The 22,192-nt window shown below is 45.5% G+C and carries 21 protein-coding genes; 9 read left to right on the forward strand and 12 right to left on the reverse strand.

Features of this window, described 5'->3' with window-relative positions; all coding sequences use genetic code 11:
- Nucleotides 1-2 precede the first annotated feature (2 nt).
- A complete protein-coding gene (locus MHI52_RS30285; protein ID WP_036671743.1) occupies nucleotides 3-437 on the reverse strand; it encodes an Lrp/AsnC family transcriptional regulator in 435 nt (144 codons plus the stop codon).
- A 161-nt stretch (nucleotides 438-598) separates the two neighbouring features.
- Here MHI52_RS30285 and MHI52_RS30290 point away from each other — a divergent pair, with 161 nt between their 5' ends.
- Nucleotides 599-1,060 (forward strand): VOC family protein, encoded by a 462-nt coding sequence (locus MHI52_RS30290; RefSeq protein WP_340388083.1) that lies wholly within the window; start codon nucleotides 599-601, stop codon nucleotides 1,058-1,060.
- 91 nt (nucleotides 1,061-1,151) lie between these two features.
- Here MHI52_RS30290 and MHI52_RS30295 read toward each other — a convergent pair whose 3' ends face one another.
- A complete protein-coding gene (locus MHI52_RS30295) occupies nucleotides 1,152-1,706 on the reverse strand; it encodes a hypothetical protein (protein WP_076252008.1) in 555 nt (184 codons plus the stop codon).
- Between the two features lie 96 nt (nucleotides 1,707-1,802).
- Here MHI52_RS30295 and MHI52_RS30300 point away from each other — a divergent pair, with 96 nt between their 5' ends.
- On the forward strand, nucleotides 1,803-2,720 hold the full coding sequence (locus tag MHI52_RS30300) for a phosphatidate cytidylyltransferase (protein ID WP_076252010.1): 918 nt from the start codon (nucleotides 1,803-1,805) through the stop codon (nucleotides 2,718-2,720).
- A 354-nt stretch (nucleotides 2,721-3,074) separates the two neighbouring features.
- Here the strand turns inward: MHI52_RS30300 and MHI52_RS30305 are convergent, their stop codons facing one another.
- Both MHI52_RS30305 and MHI52_RS30310 read right to left on the reverse strand, forming a co-directional pair.
- Nucleotides 3,075-3,647, reverse strand: coding sequence for a hypothetical protein (locus tag MHI52_RS30305; RefSeq protein WP_143781493.1), 573 nt, complete (start codon nucleotides 3,645-3,647; stop codon nucleotides 3,075-3,077).
- A 405-nt stretch (nucleotides 3,648-4,052) separates the two neighbouring features.
- Nucleotides 4,053-4,430, reverse strand: a complete 378-nt coding sequence (locus tag MHI52_RS30310; RefSeq protein ID WP_340983888.1) for a LysM peptidoglycan-binding domain-containing protein — start codon at nucleotides 4,428-4,430, stop codon at nucleotides 4,053-4,055.
- 304 nt (nucleotides 4,431-4,734) lie between these two features.
- Here MHI52_RS30310 and MHI52_RS30315 point away from each other — a divergent pair, with 304 nt between their 5' ends.
- From MHI52_RS30315 to MHI52_RS30325, 3 genes are all read left to right on the forward strand, one after another.
- A complete protein-coding gene (locus MHI52_RS30315; RefSeq protein ID WP_133386327.1) occupies nucleotides 4,735-5,787 on the forward strand; it encodes a bifunctional transcriptional activator/DNA repair enzyme AdaA in 1,053 nt (350 codons plus the stop codon).
- 78 nt (nucleotides 5,788-5,865) lie between these two features.
- Nucleotides 5,866-6,639, forward strand: coding sequence for an isocitrate lyase/phosphoenolpyruvate mutase family protein (locus MHI52_RS30320; RefSeq protein WP_405158184.1), 774 nt, complete (start codon nucleotides 5,866-5,868; stop codon nucleotides 6,637-6,639).
- A 50-nt stretch (nucleotides 6,640-6,689) separates the two neighbouring features.
- Nucleotides 6,690-7,208, forward strand: a complete 519-nt coding sequence (locus MHI52_RS30325) for a hypothetical protein (protein WP_405158185.1) — start codon at nucleotides 6,690-6,692, stop codon at nucleotides 7,206-7,208.
- Between the two features lie 161 nt (nucleotides 7,209-7,369).
- Here the strand turns inward: MHI52_RS30325 and MHI52_RS30330 are convergent, their stop codons facing one another.
- The 7 genes from MHI52_RS30330 to MHI52_RS30360 all read right to left on the reverse strand — a co-directional run bounded on the left by MHI52_RS30330 (nucleotide 7,370) and on the right by MHI52_RS30360 (nucleotide 13,441).
- Nucleotides 7,370-8,068 (reverse strand): hypothetical protein, encoded by a 699-nt coding sequence (locus MHI52_RS30330; RefSeq protein ID WP_405158186.1) that lies wholly within the window; start codon nucleotides 8,066-8,068, stop codon nucleotides 7,370-7,372.
- Nucleotides 8,065-8,940: an ATP-binding cassette domain-containing protein gene (locus MHI52_RS30335; protein ID WP_405158187.1), complete on the reverse strand. Its 876-nt coding sequence runs from the start codon at nucleotides 8,938-8,940 to the stop codon at nucleotides 8,065-8,067. Before MHI52_RS30335 ends, MHI52_RS30330 begins: the two co-directional genes overlap by 4 nt.
- Entirely contained in the window at nucleotides 8,937-9,317 is a 381-nt protein-coding gene (locus MHI52_RS30340) for a GntR family transcriptional regulator (protein ID WP_036611682.1), read from the reverse strand. Before MHI52_RS30340 ends, MHI52_RS30335 begins: the two co-directional genes overlap by 4 nt.
- Before the next feature lie 99 nt (nucleotides 9,318-9,416).
- Nucleotides 9,417-9,587: an aspartyl-phosphate phosphatase Spo0E family protein gene (locus MHI52_RS30345; protein ID WP_017691550.1), complete on the reverse strand. Its 171-nt coding sequence runs from the start codon at nucleotides 9,585-9,587 to the stop codon at nucleotides 9,417-9,419.
- A gap of 243 nt (nucleotides 9,588-9,830) precedes the next feature.
- Nucleotides 9,831-11,213, reverse strand: a complete 1,383-nt coding sequence (locus MHI52_RS30350) for a transcriptional regulator (protein ID WP_091012369.1) — start codon at nucleotides 11,211-11,213, stop codon at nucleotides 9,831-9,833.
- A gap of 272 nt (nucleotides 11,214-11,485) precedes the next feature.
- Nucleotides 11,486-12,403: an aldo/keto reductase family oxidoreductase gene (locus MHI52_RS30355; RefSeq protein WP_076213731.1), complete on the reverse strand. Its 918-nt coding sequence runs from the start codon at nucleotides 12,401-12,403 to the stop codon at nucleotides 11,486-11,488.
- A 147-nt stretch (nucleotides 12,404-12,550) separates the two neighbouring features.
- Nucleotides 12,551-13,441: a diacylglycerol kinase family protein gene (locus tag MHI52_RS30360; protein ID WP_036611691.1), complete on the reverse strand. Its 891-nt coding sequence runs from the start codon at nucleotides 13,439-13,441 to the stop codon at nucleotides 12,551-12,553.
- Between the two features lie 380 nt (nucleotides 13,442-13,821).
- Between MHI52_RS30360 and MHI52_RS30365 the strand changes: the two genes are divergently transcribed.
- The 3 genes from MHI52_RS30365 to MHI52_RS30375 all read left to right on the forward strand — a co-directional run bounded on the left by MHI52_RS30365 (nucleotide 13,822) and on the right by MHI52_RS30375 (nucleotide 18,463).
- Nucleotides 13,822-15,339, forward strand: a complete 1,518-nt coding sequence (locus MHI52_RS30365) for a leucine-rich repeat domain-containing protein (RefSeq protein WP_340983885.1) — start codon at nucleotides 13,822-13,824, stop codon at nucleotides 15,337-15,339.
- 310 nt (nucleotides 15,340-15,649) lie between these two features.
- The gene (locus MHI52_RS30370; protein ID WP_340983884.1) at nucleotides 15,650-16,990 is read left to right on the forward strand and encodes a glycoside hydrolase family 30 protein; all 1,341 of its coding nucleotides are present in this window, start codon (nucleotides 15,650-15,652) and stop codon (nucleotides 16,988-16,990) included.
- Between the two features lie 312 nt (nucleotides 16,991-17,302).
- Nucleotides 17,303-18,463 (forward strand): MFS transporter, encoded by a 1,161-nt coding sequence (locus tag MHI52_RS30375; RefSeq protein WP_036671768.1) that lies wholly within the window; start codon nucleotides 17,303-17,305, stop codon nucleotides 18,461-18,463.
- 137 nt (nucleotides 18,464-18,600) lie between these two features.
- Here MHI52_RS30375 and MHI52_RS30380 read toward each other — a convergent pair whose 3' ends face one another.
- Nucleotides 18,601-19,563 (reverse strand): endo-1,4-beta-xylanase, encoded by a 963-nt coding sequence (locus MHI52_RS30380; RefSeq protein WP_036611704.1) that lies wholly within the window; start codon nucleotides 19,561-19,563, stop codon nucleotides 18,601-18,603.
- Between the two features lie 261 nt (nucleotides 19,564-19,824).
- Here MHI52_RS30380 and MHI52_RS30385 point away from each other — a divergent pair, with 261 nt between their 5' ends.
- Complete coding sequence (locus MHI52_RS30385; RefSeq protein WP_340983883.1) at nucleotides 19,825-22,119, forward strand: 5'-nucleotidase C-terminal domain-containing protein; 2,295 nt, start codon at nucleotides 19,825-19,827, stop codon at nucleotides 22,117-22,119.
- The last annotated feature ends 73 nt before the right edge of the window (nucleotides 22,120-22,192 follow it).

Genomic DNA, 22,192 nt, shown 5'->3' on the forward strand with positions numbered 1-22,192 from the left:
TCTTAAAGGAGAACACGGTTTTCCATAATATTTTTCATGCTGATATGGGATTTGGAGGGTCCCAGCTTCACCAGTGAATCCTGAAATTCGGCAAGTTCTTCAATGGACGCCGTCTGTACCTTGATCAGGTAGTTATACTCACCGCTAATCCGATAAACGTCCGTGACTTCGATGGCCTGTTCACAGAACTGGACCAACTCGTCGCAATGCTCTGTTTTAAGCAAAATAAACGTCGTCGTTCCACGGTTTAATTGGGCTAGATTATAGATGGTCGAATATCCCGTTATTACACCTCTCTCCTCCAGTTTCAGAATTCTTTCCTTAACCGAAGGTTGGGACATGTTAATTTCTTTGCTTATCTGTGCAACGGGGATACGTGCATGATGTTGCAACAAGCGCATAATCTGCTGATCGATTTCATCTATCATGTGTTCCATTTGCAAGACCTCCGAGTCGTCGACTTATTTAATAAGGTTTCCCTGATAAATTAGCTAAAAATAGTTAGATTTTATCTCATTATATCCTTTGATATTGTATGGTTCCAATGCGTTATCAACCCTATAATTTAGAATACAATCTGAAGAAGGAGCGATGTAATGTGAGTGTTATTGGACTTGCACATGTAGCCATTCAGGCTCGTAATTACGAAGATACTCTGGCGTTTTATACAAAAGTATTGGGATTCAAGGTCGGTCACTCCTGGAGTTTGCCTTCCTTCCACATTACCGAGGCATGTATGCTGATCTCTCCGGATCAGCGCACCTGTATTGAGGTATTTGATCCAAAAGCCGTCATTCCCGCCGAGGGTGAACCTGCCACCTCGCCTGAAGCGGTCCGGCACGGCGCACTGTTACATTTCGCCTTTTACGTGCATGATGTAGAAGATATCTATCAGCGAGCGCTCGCCTATGGAGCCAAGGCTTACGTTGAACCGGATTGGATATCGCTTGGCGAACCTGCACTTCGGGTTAGAAATGCGCTCGTCCACAGTCCGAATGGTGAAGTGATCGAATTCCTTGAAGAGGTTAATTTCGACCGATCCTCACCATCATCTACATGAAGTACACAAACAGCCTGTTGCCTCGTTATCCGTGGCAGCAGGCTATTTCATGATTGGATTTGCTTGGCAAGCACCAGCACACACACCTACCCTACTCTTGCTCTGCATTCCCCAGCGTATACTCACTTAGTTTCCCTTCATAAACCAGTTGCAATCGTTCACTCTGGCGAAAATCATCCGGTGTCACCAGCGCAGGCAGCTTGTTCCACAGTTTGATTCCCGAACGCTGCAGAATCTCAGCTACAAATTGGGAGCAGAAGTAGGAGTTGCTGAACTCCACCGGTTCCTTGAGTGTAATGCCGATCACGCCGAGCAGATTGTACATATATTTCTGGCGGCTTCGGATGAAGATGTGCAGCACACGTTTCATCTTTTCCACTTCACGATCCGTCACCTGAAGCTTGTATATGACACATGTGGTATTGGGATACTTGCTGTATGTACCTGTCTGAATATTTTCCTTCACAAACCCGCCATTCAGCGGATTGCTCGGATGCTTGCGGCCGAAGCTGTACAGCTCGGTTAACTCCCGGTCAAATGAGATCGATGCGTGATTATATGGCGCTCGGGTATAGCTCTGAATAACCTTGGTAAACAGCGTTCCTGTATTCGTAAGCAGGATATAGATGGAGCGTTCATCTGTCATAGCAAAATTTCCCCTTATCAAGTTGGCACTATTCCTTCATAATAACATAGGTACCCTACAATGGAATCTTACTTTGAATAAGCAGGTGATTGGTACGTGAGCAGTTCACTCTTTACACTAACGTTAATCTTCACAGCTTTACTTGTGATACATATCGTGTACAAAATTATTGCAAAGCTTCAGCCAAGCAAAGACTATTCAGGCATCGGCCAAAAAATCAAAACCTGGTGGGGTATGTTTGTGATTTTCTGCCTCGCCACCCTTTTTAACCCCATTGTGTCCCTCATCTCCCTCATGGTGCTTGCATTCTTCTCACTCAAAGAATACTTCTCCATGATTCGCAGTACACGCAAAGCCGACCGCAGGCTGTTCCTATGGGCGTATCTGGCGATTCCGGTTCAGTTCTACTGGATCTATATTGGATGGTATGGCATGTTTATCGTGTTTATTCCCCTATATGTGTTCCTGGTGCTGCCCCTGCCACGTCTGATCAACAAAGGTACGGTCGGTTTCCTGCGCAGTGTCAGCTCCACACAATGGGGACTAATGCTGATGGTGTTTGGGCTGAGCCACCTGGCCTATTTCCCATTTGCCTCACCGGAGTACGGCTCCAAGCTGGTGCTGTTCTTGGTCGTGCTAACACAGCTTAATGATGTGGTGCACTATCTGGTCTCTCTCTATCTGGGCAAACGAAAAGTGGTGCCTACCGCCAATCCATTTGTCACCTGGGAAGGGTTCGCGTGTGCGTTTATTGTAACGACAGCTACGTCTTATTTCATCCATCCCTACCTGACGCCATTTGATTGGAAATTCTCGCTGTTCATCGGGGTGTTGATCAGTTTGGCTGGATTCTTCGGTAGTCTGACGGTGTCTGTACTGAAGCGCGATCTGTTAATTGGAGATGACAACAAGTTCGATTCGCTCAAAAAAAGCTACCTGAGCCGGGTCGATAGCCTGACCTATACCTCGCCGGTTATGTTCCACGTGGTCCGTTATTTCTTTGACTTTATGTAGCAACTATATAAATTGAACTAAAAAGTAATTTTTACACTTGCCACTCCGATGACAGAACAACCTTCAGATCGCTGTTACCCCCGATTTTTTTAATTACTTTTATAAAGGTGAAAATCCGGGGATAAAGGCGAAGTATATGCTTCCGAAGCAGCTTTCCTTTAGAAAGCATTTAGCTCCGCTTCTTCCGATTGTTTCTGTCCTCTACGTTCTCGTGTAAATCTTCAGTTCAATCTTTATAGATGTAGCGACAGATAGATCGGTGATCTTGTAATTATGTATGTCAAAAAAAGCAGCCCAAGTGGCTGCTTTTCCTGTTCAACAGGCTCTAGATGGAGCCTTCATGATATGCCTACGCTACTTCAACGTAATTTCTTTTTCGGACATGATTTCGTTCCCCTCATCATTTGTGAAGACAAATGTCGCTTTGCCCCGCTCGCCCTTCATCTCATCCGAATAGATAAAGCCGGAGAATTGTCCATTGCCGCTAAAGTAAAAGCCATCTTCTCCATTTCCACCATGTTCAATGGCTTCCTGTAGTGAATTCACAATCGTCACCGTGTTAGACGTCCACCGCATCTCCGTTAGTGTATACCCCTTCGGAACCTGTTTAATTCCAAAATCAAAGCTGTTACCCTCGCTCGGTTTCTCCGACTGGTCAATGACGATATCAATCTTCTCAGACGGTTCAGTGGATTCCGATTGAGCTGTAGGCTTGCCCTCATCACCACTGGCACTGCCTTGGCTATTGTTATTCTTCGCATCCGCATTCGGTACAGAGTTTTCTCCAGCTTCCTCTACGGGTTGCTTCGATTGCGGATAGGCATGTTCCTGAACCGATTCACCACTAGTGCCACAGGCACTGACGAATAGCGAAATACAGAGCACAGACATGCAAAGTGCAGATTTCTTTATATTTATTTTCATCATCTAATTCTCCCTTCATCTATCTACAGCACATATATCTATATCAGTTGAACTAATCATTTACACGATAACGGAGAGGACAGAAAAAACCTGAAAAAGCGAAGCGTTCGCCTAAAAGCTTTCTAAAAGAAAGCTGCATCGGAAGCATACGCTATCCCCGGATTTTCCCTTTAAGAAAAGGGAATCAAAAAATCTGGGGATAACAGCGATTGGAAGGTTATTCTGTCATCGTAGTGTCAGTGTAAATATTCTTTAGTTCAACTTATATAGCACGCCACTTATTAATCACTACACCATATCGTCCCACATGAAGCTCCATTATATGTAAATGATTAATAAATTCAGCATGTAACTGCACCTCGATGAGTAAAAAAGGAACTCTGTTCATGACGTCATGCACCGTTTATTTTATCGATCAAACCCAGGTAAGACCAACACTTGTCCAATCTGAATGGCGTTATGCTCGATTTTGTTCACTTTCTTGATCGCTTCTACATACACACGAGTGTCCATCTGCTGAGGTTTATGTACCAATGAAATGCCCCACAGTGTATCTCCCTGAGATACAACGATCTGGTCCCCCGACAACAATTGCTCATCCCCGGCAAATGCAGTGAATACAGCACTACACCCTATGATTATAATTAGAGTTATAGTGACGATCTTCATTAGCCAGGTTGGCGTCTTCACACGCTGCATGAATTGACCTTTAACATACATGGTGCGGGACTCGGACGTTTTGGTATAAACGGATTCATAAATACTTTTGTACGTAGAATATCTCATTCTAGTCGACCTCCAGACTTTCATTCCGCTAATCTTTAATTTCATGTTTACCTATGTATTTTTCCTATAACAATGAATGATCAATAACTCACTTTTTCACTATATAGGTATCTTTGCCTAAGTCACCCTATCCTGATAGGTCTATACTACCAGTGAACTCTAAACAAATTCTGAACAACCGAATTTCAATGTTATATCAGATTCAATTTATCCAATATTCATGCCTGATTTTCGGCGATGCTTGCTGCAACGTTTTTCTATAATAGGTATAGATAAAGATTCTAATGAGTAAGGACGTGCCCCCATGATTTCTGCTGATCTGAAGGAACAATATTACGAGGCGCTTGTGGCCAAGGATTCGGAATACGAGGGTTTATTCTATGTTGGAGTCCGAACCACAGGTGTGTTCTGTCGTCCCACATGCCCTGCGCGAAAGCCAAAATTCGAAAACTGCGAATTCTATGAGACGGCTCAACAGGCACTTCTGGCCTCTTATCGCCCTTGCCAGCGCTGTCGTCCACTTTCTCACCCTAACCAAGTATCCGATGTCGTTCGCATATTAGTGGAAGCTGTGGAGAAAAATCCGGAGAAACGCTGGAAAGGACAGGATTTCAAGGCCCTCTCCATCGATGAATCCACGGCGCGCCGTCAGTTCAAGAAGCGGTTCGGCATGACCTTTGTCGAATATGCTCGCGCCCGACGCATGGGTCTTGCCCTGAAAAATATTCGCTCCGGCCGCACCGTGATTGATAGCCAATTATCTACTGGATATGAATCAAGTAGCGGCTTCCGCGATGCCTTTTCGCGGATCATGGGTGCCGCCCCTACACAAGTCGATGAAGGACATATCCTAAAAGCGTCCTGGATTGACACCCGCCTCGGCCCGATGATGGCTATTGCTGATGAGGAGTCGCTATATTTACTGGAATTTGTGGACCGCAGAGGTCTGGAACGCGAAGTTGAGCGTCTGCGCAAACGAACCAAATCAGCGATTGTACCCGGCACTACAGCTCCCATCCAGTCCATTGAGCGTGAACTAAACGAGTACTTTCAAGGTATTCGGACAGCATTCGACACACCGTTGTTCTGTTTAGGAACACCATTCCAAAAGCGTGTGTGGGACGAGTTGCTGGCCATTCCGGCTGGTGAAACGAGGTCATATCAAGAGATTGCAAATGCACTGGGAAAACCGACTGCTTGCCGAGCTGTGGCACAGGCGAATGGGGCCAATCAGCTTGCGATTGTGATTCCATGTCACCGTGTAATCAATGCCAGTGGTGAGTTGGGCGGATACGGCGGAGGATTAACTCGCAAAAACTGGCTGTTGACTCACGAGAAACAAAAACAGGGTAGCTGAAAAACAGAAATGAAGTAATGAAGTACGTATCAAATGTCCAAAGGAATGCATGATATAACAAAGGAGAGTCAACATAATATGAGTACCTTAGAAGAAAAAGCAGCGTTGTTCCAACAATACCATGTGAAAGGAAAACCACTTGTTCTGGTCAATGTATGGGATGCCGGAAGCGCACAAGCCATCCAATCCGCTGGAGCAACGGCCATTGCTACCGGAAGCTGGTCCGTTGCTGCGGCCCACGGTGAACGCGATGGTGAAGCCATGCCATTCCATCTGGTGCTTGCCAATCTCTCACGGATTACAGCGAGCGTGGATCTGCCTGTAACGATCGATATAGAGGGAGGGTATGGGAGGTCTGTGTCAGAAGTGAAGCGAAATATCCTGCAAGTCATCGATCATGGTGCTGTAGGAATCAACATGGAAGATCAACTTCCCGCTGGCTTGGGATTGTACACTGTGGAGGAGCAATGCCCGAGATTGTCCGCCGCCCGGGAAGCTGCGCAGCAGGCAGGCATCCCGTTGTTCATTAACGCCCGCACAGATATTTTTCTGCAACATGCACCTGAACACCATAACCACTCTCTCCTGGAGGAAGCACTTATACGTTCGAGCCATTATGCAGATGCAGGAGCCAGTGGTCTGTTTGTACCCGGTTTGCAGGATCACCAACTGATTCAGGAATTGTGTGAGCGTTCACCGCTGCCAATTAACGTCATGGTTACGTCTCTTGAGCCTTCACCAAAACAGCTTGCCACACTGGGTGTAGCACGTGTAAGTTACGGGCCATATCCCTATCTGCAAGTTATGGAACACCTAAAAGAACTGGGGAGAAACATTTTATCGGGAAATTAACAGGAGGGCATGTTATAATCACCTCTATTGAACATTTACAGGAGGCAATTATGCTTAACGTGGAACAAAAGCTAGAAGTGTTACAATCGTATCCCCAACTGCAACGCAAAGATGTTTCTCTCGGTCGAGTTAATTTCCACTACGAGGATAGTGCGTATGATAAAAAAATTGTTGCTCTCCATATTCACCCTAACGGAAACGGTTATATCTATGCAGGACTACTGCCTAACTATGAGACCGATGCTAAAGGATTCGTCAATATTCGTGATTACTCCGAAGCAGATCTGCGCACCTTGTTAGATGAAACGATCCAAGCGATGTCTCACAATCCCAACGCAGTTGAATTCCAAGAGCCAGTACAAGTAAAGGCTGCTGCTCCTGCATTGTCTACAATCTCTACGGGTGGCGGAACGTGGATCGATGAAGATGGACATACGCTGACTTTAAAATACGAAGATGACATGTGGTATGTGTATTCCGGTGATAATCTGGATATGGCTTTTGAGTCACGTAGCGAAGCCGGCGAGTACCTCAAAGACGAAGGATTCAAACCGCAGGCTCAAGCTTAAGGGATGCACCTTCATTTGGAATTGCGTATAAAGATTGTTGAATAGGTAAATCCAATGATTTAGGATGATACAAAAAACACGAGGCGTGTTCGCACTCGTGTTTTCTAATTTCGGAGATTTCGCTTAGATTCCTTGCCCAGTTCCTTTATAACTGTTTCCTGTCAGTCTTTTTTGGATTTCATGGTAAGCGGCGCATTCTTCATCATCGGGTACGTAGATAGAAGTAGCGCACCACCAATGCATCCCAGAACGGTGAACAATGTCATGCGATTGATCCTAGCAATCCACAACATCAACTCACCAAGATCGCCCAATGTAATTATCAGCGTAAAGACCAAGCCAACCCCGAAGAACATAATGAAGAAGTTACGCATCCCTAAGCGCATCCAACAAACCGTTGGGAAGACAGAGATTCCCAGTACGAGAAAGCCGCACATCAGATCGATCCACAGGTAGGATAAAAAATGATATTTGTTTGAATACAACATGCCTGGTTGATAAAGGGTTACGTCAACAATTCCTTTTTCCTGAAGCAGGTGTATGAGGAAATACGCCACATGCAGAATGACCATGGTGCCTGCAACCATCCATACCGAGTTCATATAGAAGGATTTCATGAATTGAATTCGTGTACTGCCCATACCAATCGCAACCGGAAACAGTGTAATAATTCCCCCGATGGCAAACGCACATATCCCTCCGTACATGGGACCAAACAGTTGCGTAGCATACGAGACATCAAATATGAAGCCAATGGCCAGATATACAACGGCGAGCATTAGAGCGATGGATGAAAATATGCTCAGAAACAAACGCATATCATCGCGAATCAGTCGGTTCGTACCTTTTACTGCGTTCATGGTTTAACCCCCTCTTGATTACGGGTCCTGTTAACCAAATAATCTTGTAATGTCGCTTTCTCAATGGAAAGCCCCTGTGAATGAGCGATATCCTTCCACATTTTCGAGTAGGGCTCATCAATCATCACTTTTACAGTCGATCCCATCTGGGAAGACTCTATAACTTTAACACCTGCTGTAACTCGGTTAATATCATCAATTCCCCCTGTTAGAAGAACTCCTTTTTCGCGTATCTCTTCCATCGGTTGATTTAACAACACCTCTCCGGCTTGCAAAACGATAAGGGACTCACATAAAGGCTGAATCTCCTCAATATGATGACTGGATATCAGAATCAGACGCGGGTTATCTTCATAACTTTCCAGTAGCGCACTATAGAAGAATTTACGCTTCTCAGCATCGAGCCCATTGGTGGGCTCATCCAGAATGGTTATCTTTGCATTACTGGCAAGACCCAATATAATCTGGGCAGCAGTCTTCATGCCTTTCGAAAATTTAATGATCTTTTTCTTCGTCGGTAGTTCGAACACATCGATTAAACGTTCCGCCAAATCCTGATTCCACTGCGGATGAAAATATTGTCCCATTTGAACCATGTCACTAACTGTCCAGTTTTTCCCCAGGGGATGATTCTCCTGGATGTAACACAGATGCTCTTGGGCAACCAGATTATTATAGGGGTCTTGACCCATGATCTGAACGGTTCCACTGTCCGGGCGGTTATGCCCTGCAAGTAAACTCATCAGTGTTGTTTTCCCCGCTCCATTTCTTCCCCAGATCGCACTAATGATTGGCTCACTCTCATGTAGCGTAACCTGGTTCAGAACGGGCGTCTTCTGGTAGCTGTAGTTGACCTGCTCCATATGAATCATAACTCACTCTCCTTATCCTTCTTGCCGCGAATCAGATCAATGATCATGTCTTCATTCATGTGAATCCGTCTGGCTTCTTCAAGTAAAGGCTTGATGTATTCTTCATAAAAATCTTGCTTCCGTTCAACGAGCAATGCTTCTCTTGCTCCCTTTGCAACAAACATTCCAACACCTCGCTGTTTGTATATAATCCCCTTGTCCACGAGTTCCTGCAGTCCTTTGCGGGCTGTAGCCGGATTGATATTGTAGAAGCGTGACAGTTCATTGGTTGAGGGAACCTGTTCTTCCACCTTCAATCTGCCTTCCACAATATCGTCCATAATCATCGTGGCAATCTGATGAAAAATAGGCTGAGATTCATCCAAAGTCGATTTCATGTGCTTCCAACTTTCATACGTATTCATTAGTCAGTTAGTCGGTTAGTTACTCATGTAACTAACTATAGTATACAAAGACGCAAATGTAAATAGGCGAACTTAATTCATCGCCTTTCCTACCTTGGCTCTGTTGTATTGATTAATAAGACCGTCCAGGACTACGGATTGCTGGATCACTTCCGGATGAAGCAGACTGCCGTATTCCATATGCATGCGATATAACAACTGTCTGGCATCTTCGATCCGTGATATCAAATCCAGGCGATCCATAGTATTCCTCCTTTTTGTCATATTTTAGTGTATTATGCCAATCATAAGCGCATGTGAGATACGACATACTTATTCTTCCACTTTGATACACAAAAAAGAACGCTTCTGAAATGAATTCAGAAGCGTCCAGTGGTTCAGGCTTATGTCCCTAAACCGTGATCATTTGTTCGGTAAATTGAAGGGTCTGGATTCTCCACAGTCGGGACAGGTCCAGTAACAGGAGCTACAATGCTCACCACTATACTACATGTAACTATCAGCAAAGCCAGCTTTCTCTTCATTGAGTTTCTGCACCTCACCAATCAAGATTTTGTACTGCTGTATAGCTGTGTCAGACGCATATTCCCTGTATTGCTCAAACAGTCCGACACCTCTAAGCATACCTCGTCCATCGCTAATTTCAATAGAAAATCTCAAGCTGTTCAGTACAAAATCTAACCCCTCCACAAACCTGTCTTTTTTAAGACAATACGTGCCTAATCCAGCTAAAAGACGAACGTAGCGATCATCGGTTACCTGCTTGCTTACTTTCCCAATCCGATTTCTCTGTTCATGATAAGTGAAGTATGGCTCATATTGATTGAGTACATGATCTATGTTCATATCATAACGGTTAGCAGCCGTTACAATATCACAAAGCGCTGGAAATATCTCATTTTCCTTCGTTGAGATATACGCGAGGTAGTCAGGTAATACTTCAAACTGCCCAGCCATTAATTGATATATATAACGATTACCCTCAGCCCATTCCTGAAACTGATGAATAACCACTTTTTCTTCAGGTTCAGGCTCTTTCACCCAACTGTAATCGGAGTATAATGCAACATACTTCAATGCCATTTCATAGTTGTTCAAGTGGAAGTGGGCACTTCCACAGGCTAAATACGCATACATAATATAAAAAACGATAGGTCGTTTGGTCTCTTCTTGTTTCCTTCGGCCATTCATCTCATAATGGATGGCTGCTTTCACCTTCAGCTTTTCAGATAGTTCCTGAACTTTACTCCATCTGTGAAGTGATGCAAATGCATTAATTAGTTCGTTAAGCGCATCCAATTGATAGCGCTCATCCAGCCGATCCACATAATATTCGAACCGGGCTGCGATAATCAGATTCCGCTGCTGATCATTAGTCAGTCCCAACCGGAACAGTCGATACTGACAGAGTGCAAGCCGCTCGGAATGTTGCATTTTCTCGCTTTCAGCAATGTTTTCATATAGAAGAATGGCCGGTTTGAATTTACCCGCTTGGTAGAACTCTTCAGCCACATCAAATAACAAAGGAATATAGGATAGATTATCCATCATCAGACGAATAACCTCTTCAATACAGTCCAACTTGTCCAACTCGGCACAGCGATGAAGGAAGGGTCCCAGTCTTCGCCAGTCCGGGGTCGCGTGTACAAAACACTCGTCTATGTATAACTCATAGAAGTAACCTTCTTCCAGTCTCATGGCGGAAGTAATGCGATCCAACTGCTGCATGGCAATAGGCCGATTTTTATTCAAAATATTGCTGAGCGTACCCGAATTAATCCCTGACGTTTCCGAAAAATGACTAATGGACATCTGTTCACGCTTCAGATAACTTTCCAAGTGATCGCGTATCGTGGTTGTCGACTCCAAACGAACACCACCCTCCAAAATAAAAAACATAAACGGGATTATCGGTATGCAAAAGTAATTATATGTAATTAGAAAGTATCGGTCAATATAATATTTTCAACTAATTTGTATTAAAACCATTTTAATCCTTTTTTAAAACGGACAATCCTATCCTTATTTTATATCGGAAACACGTCTGGCATCAAACCTGAAAATAGACAAAAAACACGAGCCATCTACGGGCTCGTGTTCTCAACTGACTCAGCAGTCATCATGCTCACTATAACTTGAATTTAAGGCAGTATATTACCTGCCGCACGGTAAATTTCATACCACTCTGGACGCGTGAGATGAACATCTCCTGCTTTTACACAGTCTTGCAGACGTTCAATATTCATCGTGCCTGTCACAGGTTGCATCTGCGCAGGGTGACGAAGCAACCATGCGATTGCAATCGTTGTATTGCTCACGTCATACTTCGCAGCAATCTCGTCGATCTTTGCATTTAATTCCGGGAACTTGTCGCTACCCAGGAATACACCTTCGAAGAATCCGTACTGGAACGGAGACCACGGCTGAATGGTGATATCATGCAGACGACAGTAATCAAGAATGCTACCGTCACGGTTAACCGCGGCATCGTTCTCCATGTTCACATTAATGCCACTGTCAATCATCGTGGTATTGGTAATACTCATCTGCAACTGGTTGGCTACCAGTGGCTGTTTCACGTATTTTTTCAACAATTCGATCTGGTTCGGATTCTGGTTGGATACCCCGAAGTGACGCACTTTACCTTCGCGCTCCAGTTGATCAAAGGCTTCAGCCACTTCCTCCGGCTCAACCAATGCATCAGGACGGTGCAGCAGCAGAACGTCAAGATATTCCGTTTTCAGACGTTGAAGGATACCATCCACCGAATTCAGGATGTGCTCTTTGGAGAAATCAAACATGCCTTTGCGGATACCGCATTTGGATTGAAGAATCATATTTTCACGAACTTGGGGATTCATCTGTACTGCTTCGGCGAAGATCTCCTCACATGTTCCTGTACCATAAATGTCGGCATGGTCAAAGAAATTTGCGCCAACCTCCATTGCAGAACGAACAAAATGTTCGGCTTCCTTACCGTCTAGTGAATTAATCCGCATGCAGCCCACCGCGACTACAGGTACTTCTAGTGCACTGCTGCCCAATTTAATCGTTCTCAAGATGTTTTCCCTCCATATTCGAATATTATCGTGTATCTTACCTTTGATTGTGACATATATCTGCAATCGGTTTCAATAGCTTTATCCTACATTCATATGGAGAAATGATAGGTTCTTCATTCCAGCCTATAGATCCAAAAGAATAAACTATACTTCTTCCGGTATAATGACCTCAATATGCCTTGGCAGGACACGGATATGAATCGGCAGGGCAGGACCTTCTTCCCCATCTACATTAGTGCGAATGGCTTCGTCTGAGCGAACATGAACTTCTTTGGCTGTAAAATAGTCCACGTCCTTATGGTCTTTCAGACTACCAAATAACAGGGAGGTGCCCAGGGTCAGACTGTTGAACACACTGATATTACGAACAACAAAACAATGTATCAGACCATCGTCCACCTCTGCATCCGGGGACAACTTCTCGAATCCTCCGACCGAGTTGGTCAGCGCCGCCAGAAAAAGTGGCGATTCCCCCTCCCAGAGCTGTCCGTCATATTCGATGGTTAGATGATTGGCTGGTGTATTCACCAGGTCTTTCAAGCCTTCTTTGAGATATGCGAATGATCCCAACTTCGACTTTTCTTCCGAGGATACGGAGAACAAAGCTTCTGCCAAAGAACCTGCAGCCACAACGTTGGCAAACAGGCGATCATTGATTTTCCCCAGATCCACGATATGGGTCTGATTCGAACGTAACTGCCTAATGGCTTCTTCCGGGTCAAGCGAGATATTCAGCGCACGCGCAAAATCATTCACCGTACCTAGCGGTATAACGCCTAATCGGGGACGATGATCCTGATCCATCATGCCGTTAATCGTCTCATGCAGCGTACCGTCGCCTCCGATGGAGATGACCAGATCACAGCCGTCTTTGCAGGCGCTCAGACAGTAGTTGGTGGCATCACCTTCCCCGGCCGTCTCATTAACCACCACCTCATACTGCTGTGACTCCAGAATTTCTCTGACTTGGGACACATACTGCTCGGCCTCTTCCTTACCTGACGATGGATTACTAATGATCATGGCTTGGCGCATACTCACATCTTCCCCTCCAAATTGGCATCTTTACTTCATCTTTACCCTTTTCAAGGGTGGGTTGAATAGGGTCTGCGGGAGATGTTTTATTTTTTTTGATAAACATGTCTCTGAAGAGTGCAGAGCAGGGTTTGTTTCATATAGAATAGAAGTAGAGAAATACCCATTACGAAATTCCTTGTTCCTTTTTCCCGTTGACGGGTTAATAACTATAGATGTGCTTTGAGCCGAACCTGTATATGTTAAACTCTTCAATTCACACTGAACACTCCGTGGGCAGAACAACCTTCCGGTCGCTGTTATCGTGTAGATACTATACTTAACTAACTCAATCTGTTCGGATTATTTTATAATTCTAAAAATCGGAGGGAATGCATGCAATGAGAAGAATGACGCTATTATTTCTAGTATTCATCCTGAGTCTCGGGGCATCGGGGCAAGCCATGGCTTACACAACTACGGACTTGGGCGAGGGAATCATTGAAGATCCCGCTTTGGAAGACGGACTGAAGTTAATCCTGAACAAACCTCTGGATATGCCATTAACTTCAACGGATCTGGAGCAGCTTGAGGTGGTAGATCTGAGCAATGCAGGTATTCACAGCCTGTCCGGTCTCGAATATGCAACCAATTTGACTCACCTCCGATTATATGGGAATGAGATTGAGGATCTCACACCGCTGGCGCACCTAACCCAGCTTCGCGAGATCGATGTTCGCAATAATTACATTACATCCATAGATGCACTTACTGAATTAAAAGACTTGGGACGGCTGTATATCAGCAACAATTCCATTTCTTCCATAGAGGTTGTACGTGGGTTCAACCGATTACATACGTTCCACGCCAGTGGTAACCAGATTGCCAGTCTTGCGGCCCTCTCGGATGCGGATGCACTGAAGTGGCTTGAGATCTCGAACAATACGATTAACGATCTGACACCGCTCATGGGTAAAACCCGGCTCCAACAACTCAATGTAGCAAACAACCAGGTTCAGACGCTGGACGTACTGGCTGAATTGCCAAATACACTGCGGAATCTGAATGTGGCAGGTAATCAAATCACGGATCTGACACCACTGGAGCATATGACACGCCTTCGGACACTTGATATCTCTGGTAACCAAGTACAGCATCTCAAGGGGCTTGAGGAACTGACTGGGCTGACAGAGCTGAATGCAGAGTCCAATCAGATCTATGATCTGGAACCTTTACGGCAGCTTTCCAGCCTGGACGTGTTGAAATTATCCAACAACCGGGTGTGGGATCTGACACCGATCGCAGGTTTTACGTTTACCCGTGATCAGTCAGCGACAAATGTTATACAGGATATCTCGGCGTCTACCTCGTTATCCTCGGCTATTCAGACGTCTGTCTCAGAGGTTGAGCCTGCCGGACTCACGGTGCAGAACAATTATCTGGATGTTGTGAGTGGCAGTCATACAATGCAGCTTCTGAATCGGATGAATGTGCGGGAGCAGAAACGAACGCCCCAGGGCAGCTTTCAGCGTCTAATCGAAGGGTCTACCACCGCCTATGTTGGGGATCGTGCTTACGCACTGGATGCTGCACCTTTTATCGATGAAGGCCGGACCTATGTGCCTCTGCGTTTTGTCTCGGAGCAGTTAAACGCCCGTGTGAACTGGAACAGCGGTACGCGCGAAGCTGTGATCACACAGAATGATAAGACCATCCGCTGGAGCGTGGGTAACAAACAAGTTGTCGTGAATGATACACTTGCGATCAATGATGCTCCTCTTCTGATGAAAGATGGTAAAGCTTTTGTACCGGTTCGCTTCATCTCGGAGCAATTCAATACCTCTGTTGGTTACATCGGAAGCAGCAAAACGATTCTGATTTTTGAAAATAAACAGCATGGTGAGAGTGTACAGCCTTAAGTTGTGTCTCACGTTCATTTACAGCCATAAGAGAATATGAGAAACATAGCGCAAGTCCCCGTCTGAATAATCAGCGGGGATTTTGTTGTGTTATGACAGTTGTGTTAAGACATTGGATAATGGTATATGGACATCGCCGATCACAAGCAAATACAGCATACGATCTGTCTATGCGAATACGAACTCGTGATACTCCATCTTCGATTAGGGTAAATTTCACACGGTTTAGCATATCTTCTTTTGCCGTGGGAGTTGTTATACTGAACGTAATATATATGACAACTGAGGTTCAAGCGAGGAGGAAATTCACATGACATTCACGCTCACTGGTTATTCCACAACCCAAGACAGCCCGTGGAGAGAGCTGCCTTTTGTGCCAACTAATGAAAGCGCTAACTTAAAAATGACGGGTGAACAGCACCAACTTGTGGAAGGGTTTGGCGGATGTTTCAACGAGCTTGGTTATATGGCTCTGTCCCATTTGAATGAGGAGCAGCGCCATGAGGTATTTCACTCTCTTTTCCATCCCGAGGGCGAGCACAAGTTTAACATCTGTCGCCTGCCGATCGGCGCAAATGATTATGCAGAGCAGTGGTATAGCCACAACGAGGTAGACGGCGACGTGGCCATGGAACATTTTTCGATCAAACGTGATTTCAAATACCTGATTCCCTACATCAAGGAAGCTCTGACTTATAACCCGAACCTGCAATTCTTCGCCTCGCCATGGAGTCCGCCAACGTGGATGAAGTCGCCCAAAGCCTATAACTATGGGACACTGCGCTGGGAGAAAGATATTCTGGAGGCCTACGCCCTGTATTTCGTAAAGTTTGTACAGGCTTACCGTGACGCAGGCATTACGATCCATCAGGTGCATGTACAGAACGAAGTGATTGCAGATCAGAAATTTCCTTCTTGCATGTGGACAGGCGAGCAGCTTCGTGAGTTTATCGGCGATTATCTGGGCCCGGCTTTTGACCAACACGGTCTGGATACGGAAATCTGGCTCGGAACGATCAATGCCCCTGATCCATGGGAGGAATTAATCAAGAAAAAAACAAATGACTTCGATGAGTACGCCGGGCTTGTCCTGAGTGATCCAAAAGCCTATTCCTATATCAAAGGTGTTGGATATCAGTGGGCAGGCAAAAATGCGATTCAACGTACCTCAGCGAGTTATCCGGAGCTACGTTATATGCAGACTGAGAACGAATGCGGTGATGGCAACAACTCATGGAACTATGCCAAATATGTATATAACCTCTACCAGCACTACTTCAGCAACGGAGTGAACGCGTACATCTACTGGAACATGGTTCTGGAACCCAAAGGCCGCAGCACATGGGGCTGGGAGCAGAACTCCATGATCACTGTAGATCCGGACAATAGGGAGGTTACTCGGAACCCCGAGTATTATGTGATGAAACACTTCGCGCATCATATTGTTCCTGGTGCTCGAAGAGTCGGCCTGTCTGGCGCATGGAGCGGGAAATCCGTTGCTTTCCGCAACCCGGATAACAGTCTCGTGATTGTCATCAACAATCCATTCCAGGACCGTCGTGACCTGTATCTAACCCTTGAAGAAGGACAGACCCTACACATGGAGCTGGAAGCCGATTCATTCAACAGCATGGTTATTCAACCGAAATAACTAATCCAACACATCGTTAAAAACGCGGATATCAATAGCGTCAGGCCCCAAGGATTCCCCGGGCCGTCGCTATTTTTTTATGGGCCAGACCATGCTTATTGTCAGCATGATTACTCCTGTAGAACACAAGCAGAAGACGACTTAAAGATATGATGTTTCACTTTTTATATTTACAAATCTATAAATCTAGATATAATGTAATCCAGAGAACTTACTCTCATGTCCATCATATTATAGGAGGCAAGGCAGGCTCATTTCAGCATATTATATCTACTTTTCTGTATATTTAAATTTAATGGAGGTACGCTTTGCATGAAATCACAACAGGTCAATCCACTCCTTATCTTGATGCTGGCACTCGGGGTATTCGGGATTATTACAACAGAAATGGGAATCGTGGGGGTACTTCCTCAGGTTGCGCATAAATTCGGCATCTCGGCTGCACAGGCAGGTTGGCTGGTCAGTATATTTGCGCTGGTTGTAGCCATAGCAGGCCCTTTTCTCACCTTGCTGGCATCCGGGATGAATCGCAAAATTATCCTTTTAGCCGCTGTGCTGATGTTTGCCATTTCAAACGTGGTCTATGCCTACGCCACAACATTTGATACCATGCTTATCTTCCGTATCATTCCCGCGTTATTCCATCCCGTCTTCTTTTCCGTAGCCCTGGTCACCAGTGCCCAACTCGTACCAGCAGAGAAAAGCAGTCAGGCCGTCGCCAAAGTATTCACCGGAGTTACCGCGGGCTTTGCCTTTGGCGTGCCACTCACATCGTATCTTGCTGAACGCCTATCCCTCGAAATCGCCTTCCTGTTTGGAGCGATGGTCAGTGTGGTCGCTTTGATCGGCATATGGATCTGGCTACCCTCGATGCCCGTGAAGGAAAAGATGTCCTATGGCCAGCAGCTCGGTATTCTGCGCAAACCTGGATTATGGCTGAATGTTGCCGCAGTCATTTTTATATTCGCCGCCATGTTCTCCGTGTACAGCTATTTCGCCGAGTATCTTGGACAGGTCACCCACATGAGCGGATCATGGATCAGTGTCATGCTGACCGTCTTTGGTGTCGTCATGATCATCGGAAATTTGGGGTTTGGACAGTTTCTGCGTAAGAGCGTGGTCCGCACTGTCCTCATGTTCCCCCTTCTGTATGTAGCAGCTTACGCACTCGTCTATTGGGCCGGTCCCCACTTCATGTGGATGGTTATTGTAGTCATCCTCTGGGCATCCGTGCATTCAGGAGGATTAATTGTAAGCCAAACCTGGTTAACCGCTGAAGCGCAGGACGCGCCTGAATTCGGCAACAGCTTGTATGTATCCTTTTCCAACCTCGGTATTACCCTGGGTACTGCTATCGGCGGATGGTTCATCGCAAACCTGGGAATACATCAACTGATCTGGAGCGGAATGATATTTGCGCTGATCGCTTTTGTCTTGATTTGGATTAAAATTAAATGTTTCCCTGCACCATAAATTGCCGAACACTGTTGAGACAAAGCATTAACACAAAAAGCGCCATGTTCCCATGCTTAACATGTGGAACAGGCGCTATTTGGTGTTATATGATTACCGGATTTACAAAGGATGCTCCGACTCGTCAAAACGCACGCTTAAGGATTGTTCGCCAGGTAATTTCTCAGCCATTGCATAGCCGGACGTTCTGTACCGTTGCTATTGACCAAGTGAGAGCCAGCCTGCCAGGTTTGATTCTGGTTGTAACCCCACAGCGTCACACCTTTAACAGCAGAGTGTTTCCACAGCACAGGGAATTTCTGCTGATAACGTTGCAATTGTGTATTATCGTCACCTGTCATATCCAGCTCGGATACATAGATTGGTAGCCCTGTAGCCGCAAGCTTGTTCAGTACCGTGTTCATTGTGTTCACAGAAACGTTGTCCATATTGAAGTAATGCGCCTGGATTCCAATACCATCAACTAGACCTCTGTTTTTCAAAAGGTTGATAATCTGGATATATTGGTCCGCTTTAGCAGGATCACCGATAATACCATATTCATTAATTAACAATTTGGAGTTAGGGAAGGCTTGTCTCGCCTGTTGGAATGACCAGATAACCCAATCCCAACCCGTTGCCCCATCTCCACCAATAGCATTGCGATAGGATGGTTTCGCATGCAGAGGTTCATTCACCACATCAACGAAGGCAGACTTCGAATACCGCTGTCCTGCCGCTTTAATCCATTGTGTCACTTCAGCCTTCTGATCTGCGGCTGAGAGACTGTTAATCCAATTTGGCTGTTGATTTCCCCATACGAGCGTATGGAACTTGAACGGAAATCCGTTGTTGTTAGCATAGTTGTAGGCCATGTCCGCCTGGCCCCAGTTCATCACGTTGCGTGTGCCTTCAACAGCATCCCACTTGGTAGAGTTCTCCGGAGTTACCTGATTCCAATATGGACTAAAATTCGAAGGAACCTGGTTGGCAATAATATTGCCCAGAAATTTGCTACCTTTCGCCAGACCAGCGCTCACACTACCAACCGCAACAGAAGCAGCGAGAATCCCTACCAATGCCAGTGAGCCGACTGTTTTGAACCACTTAGACTTAATCAATGATTTTCCTCCTTAGAATTCATTTTTTGTAAAGCGCTTACAAACATCATTTTACTGGATAATTTTGGTTTTTAACACCTGTCAAATTATAGTATTTTATTGTAAAAAAATAGATTTAAATGCTTTTTCTGAAGTTATTCATAGATTCACTCTCTTAAATCCAACATAACTCTTACATTGGAGTTTACATTCACCAGATGTTTATCTAGTATGAAATGATACATATCTTTACACACACTAGATAACAAGGGAGATTACAACATGCGCAAAATTTCAACGAAACATTTCGCCGGATGGCCTTTATCTTTCCTCTTATGTGCCTCCATTTTGTTCGCCCCTTTTGCTTCCACTCCGGTTCAGGCTACTGAGGCAGACAAGGAGACCAAGATTACGTTGCTGGGTACATCGGATATACATGGTCGATTCATGCCGTGGGACTATGCTCTGGACGGTCCAAACCCAACCGGTAGCATGACACAGCTCTACACCATTGTGAAAAAAGTCCGTGCGGAGAATCCCAATACGATCCTGCTGGATGCAGGAGACATGATTCAGGATAACTCGGCTGAGTTGTTTAATGATCAACCTCAATCTCCCATGATGGTTGCAATGAACGAAATGAAATATGACGCATGGGTTATGGGTAACCATGAGTTTAACTTTGGACTGGACGTACTGGAGAAAATCTCTTCCCAATTCAATGGACAGCCTCTCGTGGGTAATATTTTCAAAGAAAACGGCGACCGCTACATGCCTGCCTATACGATTATCGAGAAAGACGGAATCAAAGTGGGTGTTATCGGAATGAACACACCTATGATTACCGAATTTGAAAAAGGTACGGATCACCTGGACGGCATCATCGTCAAAGATCCTGTGGAAGAGACCAAGAAGGCTATTGCTGAGCTGAAAGGCAAAGTCGATGTCATGGTTGGACTCATGCATATGGGATTGGACAACGAGAACGGTAATCCGGGAACCGGAGTGACGGATATCGCCAATGCCAACCCGGAGCTGGCTGCCATTTTTGCCGGACACATGCATACTTTGATTGAATCCCAAACGGTTAACGGCGTATTGATCTCCGAACCGAATAAATATGGCTCACATATTTCACGAATCGATCTGACATTTGAAAAAGACGGCGACAAAGTTGTGCTGAAAAGCAAAGAAGCTCAAGCACTCGCTGTAAAAGCAGCAGACGGAACGTATGAAGTCTCCGATCCTGCGCTGGAAGAGACTTTGCACCCATTCCACGAGTTCGCTCGTGCCGATGCCAACATTGAAGTGGCTGAACTGAAAGGAACGAACCTGGTCCCTGCTGATGAGATTAAGGGTATACCTGCGGTGCAGATCCAGGAAACACCTTTGTCTGATTTTTTCACCGAAGTGATGTTGCATTACAGTGATGCCGATGTGGTCGCGCATCAGATTGATAACGACAAAGCCAAGCTGGATGTAGGCCCGATCAAGAAAAAGGATATTGCATTCAACTACCAATACACCTTTGGTGAAGTGACCGTATATGAAGTAACCGGACGCGATCTAATGGATTATATGGAGTGGTCTGCGGGGTACTTCAACTCCACACGCCCGGGTGATGTGACCGTCAGCTTTGATCCGAAACGACGTGCTTCCAAATACAGCACCGATGATTTCTTCGGCGGCGTAACATATGAGATTGACCTGACCAAGCCATACGGTAGTCGGATTACAAATCTCAAGTACAGCAATGGATCAGTTGTCAAAGAAGACGATACGCTGAAGCTCGGTATGAATGCCTACCGGATGGAAGCGCTGATTGCCAAAGGTGGCGCCATGGAAGGGCGTAAGTTCAAGCAACTCTGGTCCTCCAAGGACGCCTCGGCATTTGGTGAGATTCAAGGTACGATTCGCAACCTGTCCATCGCCTATCTGAAAGATGTCATGGAAGGTGTCTACGAACCGAAGATTCAACGCAACTGGAAAATCACCGGCGTAGACCTGACTGCACCGGAACGTGCAGATGTGGTGGAGTTAGTTAACGATGGCATCATGTCTGTGCCAACAACGGAAGATGGCAAGTACACCAACATTGCCTCCATTAACATTTTGGATGCGGTGACTCAAGAAGAGATTGATACACTATCTGCCAAAGCAGATGTGAGTGCAACACAATTCGCAGGCGTGAAAAACAAGGGAGCATTCTATCAACAGCTGAACAAGGCTCGCAAAGCAGTAGGTAGTGGTGAGGGAGCAACTACTCCTACACCTGAGAAGCCGACAACGCCAACAGTACCAAAACCAACACCAACTCCAGGCACGTCGAAACCTGGTAAACCATCCACACCAAGCACGGGTAAACCAGGAACTGTCACCAAAGGCAAACAAGCCAAGGTTACAGCGTCTTACCTGAACGTACGCACTGGCGCTTCATCCAAAGCGAAGGTCGTTGCTGCGGTACCAAAGGGCACCCTGCTTGAGGTGATCAGTACAGACAAGTATGGCTGGGTAAAAGTGAAGCTGGATGGACGTGTAGCATTTGTATATGGGAAATATGTAAGTATTTTGAAATAGATACAATCGTGACGCACCACGCTTAACGAAAAAGAAAAAGGGCGATTCTCCCATGAATATCATGGTCGGGATC

This window comes from Paenibacillus sp. FSL H8-0283, assembly GCF_045040675.1.
Lineage (GTDB): Bacteria > Bacillota > Bacilli > Paenibacillales > Paenibacillaceae > Paenibacillus > Paenibacillus amylolyticus.